This is a genomic window from Pseudomonas sp. S5F11 (assembly GCF_019641515.1).
In the GTDB taxonomy this organism is placed as follows: domain Bacteria; phylum Pseudomonadota; class Gammaproteobacteria; order Pseudomonadales; family Pseudomonadaceae; genus Aquipseudomonas; species Aquipseudomonas rhodesiae.
Window position 1 is genome coordinate 4,998,771 of sequence record NZ_JAIFJZ010000001.1, and the last position, 13,299, is coordinate 5,012,069.

Genomic DNA, 13,299 nt, shown 5'->3' on the forward strand with positions numbered 1-13,299 from the left:
TGTACGCAGGTTAGTAGACCGGTATCCCACACAACCCGGCGCACCCGAAGGCGCCCTGCGCACAGCCACCATCAAGCATCGATTGGCTCATGCATCTTGTGTTGGGAAGCGCGGGCTACTAAACCCGATCACCGAGAAATTCAGCGACCGGCAAACCTTAAAGACCGCCCTCCAGGCGCACAAGCCGGCGGATTCTGGCGTAAGCGTAGGCAACCGGGCAAGACGCTTAACGCAATGTCAGCCGCTTCCTACACCCGTCCTACGTACTCTCCCGCACCCGCAACTCAAACCCCATATCCACCACCGGCTTGGCGATCTTGTTGCCCGCCATGATCGTCAATAAATGCTCCGCCGCACGCCGGCCAATCGCTTCGCGCGGGGTGCTGATGCTGCTCAGGCGCGGCACCATGAAGGACGAGGAGGGCAAGTCGTTGAAGCCCAGCACTGCCACGCGTTCCGGCACTTTGATGTTATGGCGCAGGGCTTCGAGCAAGGCGCCCTGGGCCAGGTCGTCGTTGCCGAAGAAAATCGCGTCCACCTCCGGATGGCTGGCCAGCAACTGCAGGAACAATTCGCCGCCCAGGCCCACAGAGGAGGGGCGCGGAGTCAGCAGTTCCAAGGCGGGGTCGTACAGGCCGGCCTGTTGCAGCGCACGGCGAAAGCCTTCGCCGCGCAGCAGGGTGCGTTGGTCCAGCTGCGCGCCGATGTAGGCCAGGCGCTTGCGCCCACGGGCGATCAAGTGCGCCGCCGCCGTTTCGCCGGCGGCCAGTTGCGAGAAACCCACGCAGTTCACGCCGGCATTCGGGTCCAGGTCCATCATGTAGACGCAGGGCACGTTGCTGGCCTCGACCATCCGTCGGGCGCTTTCGGTGCGGTCGAAGCCGGTCAGCAGCAAGCCACGGGGCTGGTAAGCCATGTAATTGCGCAGCAGGTTTTCTTCTTCGTCGCGCGAGTAGTGGGAGTTGCCGATCAACACTTCGAAGCCTTTGGGCCGCAGCACCTGGTGGATGGCTTCGAGGGTTTCGATAAACAGCAGGTTGGACAGCGAGGGCACCAGCACCACCACCGAATGGCTCTGGGCCGAGGCCAGTGCGCGGGCAGCGGGGTTGACCACGTAGTTCAATTCAGCAGCGGCCTGTTGGACTTTCTCCACCAACTCCGTCGCTACGGTGCTGATGCCGCGCAGGGCGCGTGAGGCGGTAATGGGGCTGACGCCGGCCAGGCGGGCGACTTCGTTGAGGGTGGGGCGCCCTGTGGTGCGTAGTTTTTTATCGTTCTTAGAGGTCATCAGGCGGCTTGCCAAACAAAAATCGAGGCACTAAGGTAGCGCTGTCTCCAAAAGGCTGCAAATACTTGAACGTTGGGTTGCCTGATCCTGTTCAAACCGTTGGAGCGGATGCACGCGTCACTCCATAAAAAAAGACAAGACGGCGCGGGAAAAGCCTGTTTTTGCACTAGCCTTACAGCGTGCAAAGGTAGCGCTATCTGCGTCCTGAGGTGTTTCATGAGTCAACCTGTTACCGCCCTGGTCATCATGGGTGTTGCCGGCTGCGGCAAGACCAGTGTCAGCGAGGCCGTGTGCCGCCTCAACGGCGCCACCGCCATTGAAGGCGACAGCTTTCACCCTGCCGCGAACATCGAAAAGATGAGCGCCGGCCACCCCCTCAACGACGACGACCGCGCCGGCTGGCTCGATATCCTCTGCGATGAGCTGCGCCGCTCGCTCAAGGCCGGTCAACACCCGGTACTGACCTGCTCGGCCCTTAAGAAAAAATACCGCGACCACCTGCGCGAAGCCGCGCCGGGCCTGGGTTTCGTGTTTCTGGAACTGACCCGTGAAGTGGCCGCCGACCGCGTGTCCCACCGCCCCGGCCATTTCATGCCCGCCAGTCTGATCGACAGCCAGTTCGCCACCCTCGAATCGCCCATAGGCGAGCCACTGACCCTGGCCCTCAACGCCAGCGACGACAGCGTCGAGCAACTGGCCGAGCAGACCGATGCCTGGTGGCGTCAGCACGGTTTTGAACCATCCAAATAATTTTTTGCCGGACAAGATAGCGCTATCCCCGGCAGCGAATTCAACACCCGCTTTAATAACAACAACAAACAGGAGAGACCCCCATGTTTGGCATGTCCCACGAGTCCTACCTACTGCTTGATGCAGTAGTCACTATTATCGGGTTGATCGTATTGATCACCCGGTTCAAGGTTCACCCCTTTATTGCGTTGATCATCGCGGCGGGCTTTCTTGGCCTGACCTCGGGCATGCCCGTGGACAAGATCATCAAGGCGTTCCAAGACGGTTTCGGCGGTGTGCTCGGCTTTGTCGGCATCATCCTCGCCTTGGGCACGATGCTCGGCAAAATGATGGCCGAGTCCGGCGGTGCCGATCAGATCGCCCAGACCTTGATCCGCGCCTTCGGTAAGGAAAAAGTCCAGTGGGCCATGATGTTCGCCGCGTTCCTGGTGGGCATTCCGTTGTTCTTCGAGATCGGCTTTGTACTGCTGATCCCGCTGGTGTTTATCGTCGCGCGCCGCACCGGTGTGTCGCTGATCAAAATCGGCATCCCGCTGCTCGCCGGCCTGTCAGCGGTGCACGGCCTGGTACCGCCGCACCCGGGCCCGCTGCTGGCCATCGGCGTGTTTGGCGCGGACATCGGCAAGACCATCCTGTACGGCCTGATCGTCGCACTGCCGACCGCCATCATCGCCGGCCCGATCTTCGGTACGTTTATCGCCAAGTACATCCCGGGCAACCCGTCCCAGGAACTGGTGGATCAACTGGCCCGCGAGCCGGAAAGCAAAGACCTGCCGAGCTTTGGCATCACGCTGGTTACCGTGCTGCTGCCGGTGTTCCTGATGCTGCTCAAAACTTTTGCCGACATCGCCTTCGCCGAAGGCCACGTCGTGCGTAACTGGATGGACATGATCGGTCACCCGATCACCGCGTTGCTGCTGGCACTGTTGCTGTCGTTGTATACCTTCGGTGCGCGTCAGGGCATCCACTCCAAGCAGATCCTCAAACTGCTCGACGCCAGCCTTGCGCCGACCGCCGCGATCATCCTGATCATCGGTGCCGGTGGTGGCTTCAAGCAGATGCTGGTGACCAGCGGCGTGGGCGATGTTATCGGGCATATGGCCGTCACCGCGCAGATCAACCCGATCCTGCTGGCGTGGCTGGTGGCGGCGGTGATTCGCGTGGCAACCGGTTCGGCCACCGTGGCCACCATTACTGGCGCCGGCATTGTGGTGCCGGTGGTGGGCATGATTCCGGGGGTTAACCGCGAGTTGCTGGTGCTGGCGACGGGGGCGGGTTCGTTGATCCTGTCTCACGTCAACGATGCGGGGTTCTGGCTGGTCAAGCAGTACTTCAACATGACCGTGGCCGAGACGTTCAAGACCTGGACCGCGATGGAAACCATCCTGTCCGTAGTGGCGTTGATCTTCATTATGTTGCTGTCGTTGGTGGTCTAACAGGCACACCACAAGGCAAGGGTGAAAACCCAATCAAATGTGGGAGGGGGCTTGCCCCCGATAGCGGTGGATCGGTCACTTGATGCAGTGACTGACACTCAGCTATCGGGAGCAAGCCCCCTCCCACATGTTTAACTCATTTCTGCAACAGAATGGCTCAGGCTTTCTGGATCAACCCATCCGCCCGGAACATCCCGCGAATCCCACGCACCGCTTGGCGAATGCGGTCCTGGTTCTCGATCAGCGCGAAGCGCACATGATCATCCCCATACTCGCCAAAGCCGATCCCCGGTGACACGCACACCTTGGCTTCCAGCAGCAGCTTCTTGGCAAATTCCAACGAGCCCATGGCGGCATACTGCTCGGGAATCTTGGCCCACACGTACATCGACGCCTTCGGATTCTCTACCATCCAGCCCAGCTCATGCAGGCCCTTGACCAGTACGTTGCGGCGCTGACGGTATTGCTCGGCGATGTCTTTCACACACTGTTGGTCGCCTTCCAATGCCGCAATCGCCGCCACTTGCAGCGGGGTGAAGGTGCCGTAGTCGTGGTAACTCTTGATCCGCGCCAGGGCGTTGACCAGTTCCGGGTTGCCCACCATAAAGCCGATGCGCCAGCCGGCCATGTTGTAGCTCTTGGACAGGGTGAAAAACTCCACCGCAATGTCCTTGGCGCCCGGTACCTGCATGATCGACGGAGCTTTCCAGCCGTCATAGACGATATCGGCGTAGGCCAGGTCATGGATCACCAGCACGTCGTACTGCTTGGCCAGAGCGATGACCCGCTCGAAGAAATCCAGCTCCACGCACTGCGCGGTGGGGTTGGACGGAAAGCCGAGGATCATCATTTTCGGCTTGGGGATCGAGCCGCGGATCGCCCGTTCCAGCTCGGCGAAGAAATCCACGCCAGGCACCAGCGGCACCGAGCGCACCTGGGCGCCGGCAATCACGGCACCGTAGATGTGAATCGGGTAGCTGGGGTTGGGCACCAGCACGGTGTCGCCTTGATCCAGGGTGGCCAGCATCAAGTGCGCCAGGCCTTCCTTGGAACCAATGGTGACGATGGCTTCGGACTCGGGGTCGATGTTCACTTCATAACGGTCTTTGTACCAGCGCGAAATCGCTCGACGCAGGCGCGGAATGCCTTTGGAGGTGGAGTAACCATGGGTGTCTTCACGCTGGGCCACTTGCACGAGTTTTTCAACGATGTGCGGCGGCGTGGCGCCGTCGGGGTTACCCATGCTCAAGTCGATGATGTCTTCGCCGCGCCGACGCGCAGCCATCTTCAGCTCGGCAGTGATATTGAACACGTAAGGGGGGAGTCGATCGATGCGCGCAAAGCGGCGCGGCGAACCTTGTTCGGCCATTGTTGCCTCGAGAGTACGTAAGCGCCCGGAACCGTCCGAGCGACGTTGGCCACTGCGGTGGCCTGCGGGGCAGACAATACGGTCGGTGATGGCAAGTTGTCCAGATCCGTAGGAAAATTTTCTGCATGGAGTACAGTCCGGGTATGCCCCTATACTCGATGCGGGTTTGTTCCCTCATAAGAAGGAGACTGTTCGTATGGATCAGCAGACAAAACAACCGTTGGAACCGCGCATGGAAGAAGGCAATGCCATGGTGATCGCAGGGGTGCAAGGGCGGTATTCCAAGGCGACCGTGGGCGATATTCCACGCTTGTGGGAGTTATTCGACAGCTGCATCAAAGAGATCAAGCGACGTACCGGTGGCGTGACTTATGGGGTGTGTCACAACCCCCACCACGATGAGTTCGATTACCTGGCCGGGGTGCAAGTGCCGAGCAAGGATGACGTGCCGAGCAACTTCAAGTACGTCGAAATTCCGGCCCGCCGCTACGCGGTGTTCCCGCATTACGGCGCGGTTCAGGCGCTGGCGCAAACCTACGAACGCATCATGTTCGAATGGCTGCCACATTCCGGGTTCAAAGTGGCCGGCGCGGATTTCGAGCGCTACAGCGCCGATTTCGATGTGAAAAAAGGTACGGGCACGGTGGAGGTCTGGGTGCCGGTCGAAAAGCGCGGCTGAGTTGAGCGCCCCTGTCGCGTAAACATAACACACGCGTCTGAACGGCATGTTTACGTGACATCCATTACTGCGGATTAAAGTGCAAGGCTCAATCTGCGCTCATAGCCAACCCGCCCCTTGTACGCCTCACCGCTGTCTACCCAGCCGAGCCCCAAATACAAGCCCATCGCCGCCACGTTGTCCGTGTCCACCGACAACTCCAACCCCTTGATCTGCGGCCATGCTTCAAGCGCCGCCGCCGGCAGTGCCAGCAGGCACGCCTTGCCGAACCCACGGCCCTGTTGCCGCCGGTCCACCTGCAAGGCATGCAGGGTGGCGCTGTGTGCGTCGGCCCAGTGGGGCAGACAGGGAGGGCGTTTAAGCAACAGGAAGGCCACCGGGACGTCGTCGGCCAACAGTGCAAAGCCTTTCACGCCAGGGCTGGGTTTAGCTAACAGGCTATTGAGTGCGCAATACATATCGCCGCAAAACGGCAGTTGCTCAGGATGAACTTCGATGGCATTGAGCTGCTGTTGTTGCAGGTCAGTCAGTGCCCCATAGGCGACCAGGCGGGTATGCATCGAGGGTATCCGGAGGGCTGCAAGTAGGGCCGCAGTCTATCGGGTTTGATGGGGGCGAAATTATTTTTCAGCAGGCTGTCGATTTGCCCCCTGCGCGTTCGACTAAGGGTGACTTTCGGATTTTCCACCCCAAGGAGTTATCGCCATGAGCACCGCAATCAACAGCCTGATCGAAGAATGGAAAAATGCCGTCCTAAGCCGCGATATCGACAAAATTGTCAGCTATTACGCCGACGATATCGTCTCATTCGACGCCGTTAATGCTCTGCAATTCAAGGGTAAAGCCGCCTACCGCGCCCATTGGGAAGAATGCATGAAGCACTGCCCAGGCCCGGGGATTTTCGAGTTTCATCAATTGCGCATCGTCGAGGCGGCCGACAGCGCGTTTGCCCACTGGCTGGCGCACTGCGGCGGGACCGGCCCGGACGGTGAGTTGAAGGCCTGCTGGATGCGCGTCACCGCCGGTTATCAGCGCATCGCGGGCCAGTGGAAAGTGGTGCATGAGCATTGGTCGGCCCCCTTCGATATGGAGAAAGGCACCGCACTGTTCGACCTGAAACCTTGAGCTGCGCGAACTATAGTCAGCATTCCGACAACGGAGATATCCATGAAATACCTCTGCCTGATCTACAGCGACGAAACGTTGCTGCATAGCTCACCCGACAGCCCAAAAGATCCGGAGTGCCTTGCCTACGCCCAGGCCATTCAGGCCAGTGGTCGCATGCTGGCCGCCGAGCCGCTGCAACCTGTGGCCAGCGCCACCACCGTGCGTAAGCGCAATGGCCACTTATCGATCACCGACGGGCCATTCGCCGAAACCAAGGAGCAGCTCGCCGGTTTCTACCTGATCGAAGCGCGGGATTTGAACGAAGCGCTGCAGGTGGCCGGTGGCATTCCGGCGGCACGGGTCGGTAGCGTCGAGGTGCGGCCCGTACGCGAGTTGGCGCTCTGAACAGCCACTCTATCGAGGCCCTCTATCGCAGCGAATCGCGACGCGTCCTGGCGACGTTGATTCGCCTGCTGGGGGATTTCGACCTTGCCGAAGAAGCCCTGCACGAGGCGTTTTCCGTCGCGCTCGAACGTTGGCCCCACGACGGTCTGCCCGACAACCCACGGGCCTGGCTGATCTCCACCGGCCGTTTCAAAGCAATCGATCGCTTACGCCGCCAGGCGCGTTTTACGCCGTTATCGCAGGCGCAGGCCGACGCGCTGGAAGCGGCTGAGTGGAGTGTCGAAGACGTGGAAGACGACCGCCTGCGCCTGATCTTCACCTGCTGCCACCCGGCGCTGGCGCCGGATGCCCAGGCTGCGTTGACCTTGCGCGAGATCTGCGACCTCACCACCGAAGAAATCGCCCGAGCCTTCCTGAGCACACCCACCACCATCGCCCAGCGCATCGTGCGGGCCAAGGCCAAGATCCGCGAGGCGAACATTCCTTATCAGGTGCCATCCCTGGCGGAACTGCCGGAGCGCCTCGACAGCGTGCTGCGCGTGGTTTACCTGGTGTTCAACGAGGGCTATTCGGCGTCCATCGGCGCAAACCTCACCCGCGACGAATTGAGCGGCGAAGCCATTCGCCTCGGGCGGCTGTTACTGGCGTTGCTGCCGGAGCCGGAAGTAATGGGCTTACTGGCGTTGATGCTGCTGCACGAATCCCGCCGTGCGGCGCGCACCTCGGCGAGTGGCGAGCTGGTGTTGCTGGATGAGCAGGACCGCACGCTTTGGGACGCGTCGTTAATCACCGAAGGCTGCGCGCTGGTGCAGCGAGCGCTGAGCACCCGAGGGTTTGGCCCGTATTGCCTGCAAGCAGCGATCGCTGCCGTACATGCCGAAGCGCCTCACGCGGCTCAGACGGATTGGCCGCAGATCGTCGGGCTGTACGACGTGTTGCTGGGCCTGCTGCCGTCGCCGGTGATTGCGCTGAATCGGGCGGTGGCGGTGGCCATGCGCGACGGGCCGCTGGCGGGGTTGCAGCAGGTCGATGGGATCCTGGCGCGCGGGGAGTTGCAGGATTATCACTTGGCGCACGCGACCCGGGGCGAGTTCTGCCGGCAACTGGGAAGGTTGAAAGAAGCGCGGTCTGCGTATGAAAAAGCCCTGTCACTGACCCAACAGGCCCCCGAAAAGGCCTTCCTCGAACAACGCCTGGCTCAACTTGTCAGCGCTTCAATGCCCTAGAAATATCATTCGAGCATCTTGCCCAACAACCAACTCCCCGCCGGCCCTGGCGGATGGTGCCGCGACCACAACGCATCTACCGCCACTGAGCGCGGCCAGCCGCGTGCCTTAAGTTCCACCAATTGCCCGCCGCCAAACCGCTCCACCAACCAGCGCGGAATCGGTGCCCAGCCGAAACCCAACTGAGCCATTTCCAGCAGCATCAGGTAGCTGGGGGCCGACCAGACACGTCCGCTGGCGCGGGTTTCATTCGGATTGATGATGCTTGCCAGGCGCAGTTCGCGATGCTGTTGCAGGGCGTGCGCGGTGAGGGTGTCGAGGCTGGCCAACGGATGCTTGGGGGATACGAACAGGGCGATTTCCGTGCGTTCCTCCACGGGCGCGCAGGTCAGGTCCGGCGGGTACAGGTCCTGGTGTTCAATAAATGCGATCTGCGCACGGCCGCTCTGCACCAAGGCGATCAGGTCTTCGCATTCGGCGATCAGGCATTCCAGCTCAAGGTCGGGGTAGCGTCGTTCGAACGCGCTGAGGGCGGCCTCGAAACGGTCGGACTGGTAGGTGTCCGACATGGCGATACTCAGCTTCGGCTCCAACCCCTGGGCCAACTGACTCGCCGTCAGGGCCAGCCGGCTATTGGCTTCCAACACCTGCTCGGCGCGTTGCAGCAACACATGGCCCGCCGGGGTCAGTGTGGGTTTGCGACTGCTGCGGTCGAACAGCTCCACATCCAGGTCGATCTCCAAGCTCGCCACCGCTGCGCTGACGGTGGACTGGCTCTTGCCGAGCTTGCGCGCCGCTGCCGAAAACGAGCCTTGGGTCGCCGCCTGGACAAATGCCTGCAGCACTTCATGTGAAGCCATGACTATCGCCTTGATCGATGGTTATTGGTTATGAAGTATCGATCCGCTGAGTAACCATGGCAACTCTCGTTACGCACGGAGCCGGGTTATGCACCCCACCAAATCGATGACTGAACGTGTTGGCCAAGCCTTGGGCTTTGAAGGGTTGGCCTTGTTGATCTGCACGCCGCTGCTGGTCTGGATCACTGGGCGACCGGCCTTGGAAATGGGCACGGTGACCTTGGGCCTCAGCCTGCTGGCGCTGAGCTGGAACATTGTGTTCAACAGCCTGTTCGACCGCCTCAAAGCGCGCCTGCAACTGTCGGGCGGCGCTTGGACGCGGGTGCTGCATGCGCTGCTGTTCGAAGGCGGGCTGATTGTCGTCGCGGTGCCGTTGATTGCGGCGTGGCTGAATATCAGCCTGATGCAGGCGTTGATGCTGGACATAGGTGTACTGCTGTTTTTTTTGCCGTACACCTATGTGTATCACTGGGGCTATGACGTGCTGCGCGAGCGTTTCTTACAGAAACATGCCGCCCGACGCCTCGATCCGCTGACCGGTGATCCAATGACTACCGTCGGCAAGCAGGCTGGCAATGGCCCCGCCGATATCGTCCGGTAAGCCCGCGCGGCCCAGGGCGGTGTTGCTGGCGACCATTGCGTTGAGGTCAGCGTTATCGCGCACGGCACCGCCGCCGAAGTCGGTTTCAATGGCGCCAGGGGCGAGGATGTTGACGCTGATGCCACGGCTGCCCAACTCCTTGGCCTGGTAGCGGGTCAGCACTTCCATGGCGCCTTTCATGGCCGCGTAAGCCGCATAACCGGGCAGGCTGAAGCGCGCCAGGCCGCTGGACACGTTGAGGATGCGACCGCCGTCGCGGATCAATGGCAGTAGCTTCTGAGTCAGGAAAAACGGGCCCTTGAATTGGATCGCCAGCAGTTGGTCGAACTGTGCTTCGGTGGTTTCGGCGAAGCTGGCGTGGATGCCGATGCCGGCGTTATTGATCAGAAAATCAAAGCGATCCTGTGCGAAAACCTCTTTCAGCACGCCAGCCACATCGCCGACAAAATCACCGAACGTGGCACTCTGGCTCACATCCAGCTTCAGCATCGCCGCGCGCCCGCCCAATTGTTCGATCTGTGCCACCAGTGCCTGGGCTTCGTCGGCCTTGCTGTGGTAAGTGCCGATGATGTCGACGCCCTGGGCGGCCAGGTGCAATGCTGCGTTTTTACCCAGGCCTCGGCTGGCGCCGGTGATCAATGCGATTTTACGGGTCATGGTGCAATCCTCTGATGTGATCGAGGGAAGAAGTGTATTTGTCCGGTAATAACGTGATAAACAGCGCTATATCGGAAACACTGGCCGGATAAGGCGAACAATCCCATGAACAAACTTGAGCTGCTGCGCACCTTCGTGCGCGTCACCGAACTGTCGAGTTTCACCGGCGCCGGCGAGAGCCTGGGCCTGCCGCGTTCCACGGTGTCCGAGCATGTGCAGGCGCTAGAGGAGCTGCTCGGCGCGCGCTTGTTGCAACGCACCACGCGCAAGGTCCAAGCGACTCAGGACGGCCGCGTGCTGTACGAACGCAGCAAGGATTTACTGGCGCATATGGAGGAACTCGAAGGCTTGTTTCGCCAGGACGAAGCCCAACTGGCCGGGCGTATCCGCGTGGACATGCCCAACGCCCTGGCACGGGAAGTGATCCTGCCGCGGCTGCCCTCGTTCATGGACGCCCACCCGCTGATCGAGTTGGAAATCAGCGCTACCGACCGTCAGGTCGACCTGCTAGCCGAAGGGTTCGATTGCGTATTGCGCATCGGCGCGCAGCCGGATCAAACCGTGGTGGCCCGCGCGCTGTGCAGCCTGCCGATGATCAACTGCGCCAGCGCCACCTACCTGCAACGCTTCGGCGTGCCGCAGACCTTGGCCGATTTGGCCGACCATCACCTGGTGCATTACGTACGCCCGCTGGGGTCACGTTCGGCGGGTTTCGAGTATCTGCAAGGCAACAAGGTGCAACGGATTCCCATGGCGGGGCGGGTGACGGTCAACAGCACCGATGCGTACAAGTCGGCCTGCCTGGGTGGTTTCGGGATTATTCAGGTGCCGACCCTGGGCATGCTCGACGAATTGGCGCGCGGTGAACTGGTAGCGATCTTGCCGGACTACTCGCCACCGCCGTTGGAGGTGGCCCTGCTGTACGCCGGGCAACGGCATTTGCCGTTGCGTGTTCGGGTGTTTATGGACTGGTTGGCCGCCATGGTGCAGACCCACGTTTAATCCCGGCTCCACCCTGGTGGGAAGGAGGTTGCTGTGGTGAGCAAGCCTGTTTGGGTGAGGGGGGCTTTGTGGTGAGCGGGCTTGCCCCGCGCTGGGCTGCGAAGCGGCCCCATTCCAGACGATATGGTTTAGCTGAGACACCGAGGTGCCTGGATTTGGGGCTGCTTCGCAGCCCAGCGCGGGGCAAGCCCGCTCACCACAGCAAGCCTGTTTCCCACAGCAGTACCACCCACAGGTTTGCTCAAGGTACGTCAGAACAGGTTGGTAAACAGCCAGTACAGGCTGCCGGACAACACAATCGCCGCCGGCAGTGTCAGTACCCAGGCCATCAGCAAATTGCGGATGGTCTTCATCTGCAAGCCGCCGCCATTGGCGACCATGGTGCCCGCCACGCCGGAGGACAACACATGGGTGGTCGACACCGGCAAGCCATACATGTCTGCCGCGCCGATGGTCAGCATTGCCACGGTTTCCGCCGCGGCGCCCTGGGCGTAGGTCATATGGGTCTTGCCGATCTTTTCACCCACCGTCACCACGATGCGCTTCCAGCCGACCATGGTGCCGAGGCCCAGGGCAATGGCCACGGCGATCTTCACCCACAGCGGAATGAAACGCGTGGAATTGTCGATCTGCTGTTTGAACAGTTGCAGCTTGTCTTGGGTGTCGGCATCGAAGTGACCGACTTTGCCCTTGTCCATCAAGCGGATGGTTTCGCTCGCCAAATACATGTCATTGCGTACGTTGCCGACCGCTTCGGCGGGGACTTTGGCCAGGGAGCCATAGCCTTTGACTTCATCGCCGATATGACCGGTCAGGGCGGCGAGGGCGGGCACCAGTTCCGGGGTGGCTTCCTTGGTGCGCACGTACACAGAGAGCACTCCACGCGGGTCGCCGGTCAGCGGCTGTGGCGCGGATTTGACCAGTGCGGCCTGGGTCACTTCGGCCACCGCCGCAAACTGCAACGATTGCTCGGCGGGCATGGCGCGGTTCAGGGCATAGGCCATCGGCAGGGTGCCGACCAGGATCAGCATGATCAGGCCCATACCTTTCTGGCCATCGTTGGAGCCGTGGGCGAACGACACCCCGGTGCAGGTGGCGATCAGCATGCCGCGGATCCACCACGGCGGCGGAGTGTCGCCTTTGGGCGCCTTGTACAGCGCGCGGTTCTTCACGAAGGCGCGCAGGGCCAGCAACAGCAACGCGGCAAACACAAAGCCGATCAGCGGCGAGAGCAGCAAGGCGTAACCGATCTTGATCGCCTGGCTCCAGTCCACCCCGCTGGTGCCGTCACGCCCGTGCATCAAGGCGTTTGCCACGCCCACGCCGATGATCGAACCGATCAGGGTATGGGACGACGACGCCGGTAAACCCAGCCACCAGGTGCCCAGGTTCCACAGGATCGCCGCGATCAGCAGGGCGAAGATCATGGCGAAACCGGCCTTGGAACCCACCTGCAGGATCAGCTCCACCGGCAGCAGGGCGATGATGCCGAACGCCACCGCGCCGCTGGAAAGCAACACGCCGAGAAAGTTGAAAAAGCCTGACCACACCACCGCGAAATGCGGCGGCAGCGAATTGGTGTAGATCACCGTGGCCACGGCGTTGGCGGTGTCGTGGAAACCGTTGACGAATTCGAAACCCAGGGCAATCAGCAGTGCCACGCCCAACAGGAGGAAAGGCGTCCAGGTGGTGAGCTGTGCGCCCATTTCATGCATGTCGTGCATCAGGCTATAGGCGGTGAACAGCAAGCCCATGGCGAGCACGGCGAAAAAGATGATCACGGTCAACAGGCTGGGTTTCTTGTCCAGCCGAGGTTTGGGGTCTGCCGTTGCGGTGGACAGCGAGGCAGTCAGGGAAGGGGTGGCCATGCCGGAGCATCCAGATTAAGGAGGATGTCGCCCATGATCATTGCAGAATGT

General features: G+C 61.2%; 14 protein-coding genes. 8 read left to right on the plus strand and 6 right to left on the minus strand.

From position 1 onward, the window contains the following. Positions 1-259: 259 nt before the first annotated feature. The gene (locus K1567_RS22605) at positions 260-1,291 is read right to left on the minus strand and encodes a LacI family DNA-binding transcriptional regulator (protein WP_169868277.1); all 1,032 of its coding nucleotides are present in this window, start codon (positions 1,289-1,291) and stop codon (positions 260-262) included. 213 nt (positions 1,292-1,504) lie between these two features. On the opposite strand from K1567_RS22605, the gene K1567_RS22610 reads away from it, so the two are divergent. Both K1567_RS22610 and K1567_RS22615 read left to right on the plus strand, forming a co-directional pair. Further along, positions 1,505-2,038 (plus strand): gluconokinase, encoded by a 534-nt coding sequence (locus K1567_RS22610; RefSeq protein ID WP_034100028.1) that lies wholly within the window; start codon positions 1,505-1,507, stop codon positions 2,036-2,038. Positions 2,039-2,121: 83 nt separating this feature from the next. Further along, entirely contained in the window at positions 2,122-3,474 is a 1,353-nt protein-coding gene (locus tag K1567_RS22615) for a GntP family permease (protein WP_034100026.1), read from the plus strand. Positions 3,475-3,631: 157 nt separating this feature from the next. Here K1567_RS22615 and alaC read toward each other — a convergent pair whose 3' ends face one another. Further along, a complete protein-coding gene (alaC, locus tag K1567_RS22620; RefSeq protein ID WP_220698869.1) occupies positions 3,632-4,843 on the minus strand; it encodes an alanine transaminase in 1,212 nt (403 codons plus the stop codon). Positions 4,844-5,039: 196 nt separating this feature from the next. Between alaC and K1567_RS22625 the strand changes: the two genes are divergently transcribed. After that, positions 5,040-5,522 (plus strand): GyrI-like domain-containing protein, encoded by a 483-nt coding sequence (locus K1567_RS22625; protein ID WP_047881999.1) that lies wholly within the window; start codon positions 5,040-5,042, stop codon positions 5,520-5,522. Positions 5,523-5,596: 74 nt separating this feature from the next. On the opposite strand, the gene K1567_RS22630 is transcribed toward K1567_RS22625, so the two are convergent. Beyond that, positions 5,597-6,082 carry a GNAT family N-acetyltransferase gene (locus tag K1567_RS22630; RefSeq protein WP_040269256.1) on the minus strand — a complete coding sequence of 162 codons (486 nt, stop codon included), beginning with the start codon at positions 6,080-6,082 and terminating at the stop codon, positions 5,597-5,599. 145 nt (positions 6,083-6,227) lie between these two features. On the opposite strand from K1567_RS22630, the gene K1567_RS22635 reads away from it, so the two are divergent. From K1567_RS22635 to K1567_RS22645, 3 genes are read left to right on the plus strand one after another with little or no spacing between them, the layout of a single operon-like run. Further along, positions 6,228-6,647, plus strand: coding sequence for a nuclear transport factor 2 family protein (locus tag K1567_RS22635; protein WP_034100018.1), 420 nt, complete (start codon positions 6,228-6,230; stop codon positions 6,645-6,647). Positions 6,648-6,689: 42 nt separating this feature from the next. Then, the gene (locus tag K1567_RS22640; protein WP_034100016.1) at positions 6,690-7,034 is read left to right on the plus strand and encodes a YciI family protein; all 345 of its coding nucleotides are present in this window, start codon (positions 6,690-6,692) and stop codon (positions 7,032-7,034) included. Next, a complete protein-coding gene (locus K1567_RS22645; protein ID WP_220699055.1) occupies positions 7,031-8,260 on the plus strand; it encodes an RNA polymerase sigma factor in 1,230 nt (409 codons plus the stop codon). Before K1567_RS22640 ends, K1567_RS22645 begins: the two co-directional genes overlap by 4 nt. Positions 8,261-8,265: 5 nt before the next feature. Here K1567_RS22645 and K1567_RS22650 read toward each other — a convergent pair whose 3' ends face one another. Continuing rightward, positions 8,266-9,120: a LysR family transcriptional regulator gene (locus K1567_RS22650; protein ID WP_034100013.1), complete on the minus strand. Its 855-nt coding sequence runs from the start codon at positions 9,118-9,120 to the stop codon at positions 8,266-8,268. Positions 9,121-9,208: 88 nt separating this feature from the next. Between K1567_RS22650 and K1567_RS22655 the strand changes: the two genes are divergently transcribed. Next, on the plus strand, positions 9,209-9,721 hold the full coding sequence (locus tag K1567_RS22655) for a multidrug/biocide efflux PACE transporter (protein WP_034100011.1): 513 nt from the start codon (positions 9,209-9,211) through the stop codon (positions 9,719-9,721). Here the strand turns inward: K1567_RS22655 and K1567_RS22660 are convergent. Further along, positions 9,620-10,378, minus strand: coding sequence for an SDR family NAD(P)-dependent oxidoreductase (locus K1567_RS22660; protein ID WP_034100009.1), 759 nt, complete (start codon positions 10,376-10,378; stop codon positions 9,620-9,622). The genes K1567_RS22655 and K1567_RS22660 overlap by 102 nt on opposite strands. A 105-nt stretch (positions 10,379-10,483) precedes the next feature. Between K1567_RS22660 and K1567_RS22665 the strand changes: the two genes are divergently transcribed. Further along, a complete protein-coding gene (locus K1567_RS22665) occupies positions 10,484-11,380 on the plus strand; it encodes a LysR family transcriptional regulator (protein ID WP_034100007.1) in 897 nt (298 codons plus the stop codon). A 251-nt stretch (positions 11,381-11,631) separates the two neighbouring features. Here K1567_RS22665 and K1567_RS22670 read toward each other — a convergent pair whose 3' ends face one another. Further along, a complete protein-coding gene (locus K1567_RS22670) occupies positions 11,632-13,248 on the minus strand; it encodes an inorganic phosphate transporter (RefSeq protein ID WP_034100006.1) in 1,617 nt (538 codons plus the stop codon). Positions 13,249-13,299 lie beyond the last annotated feature (51 nt).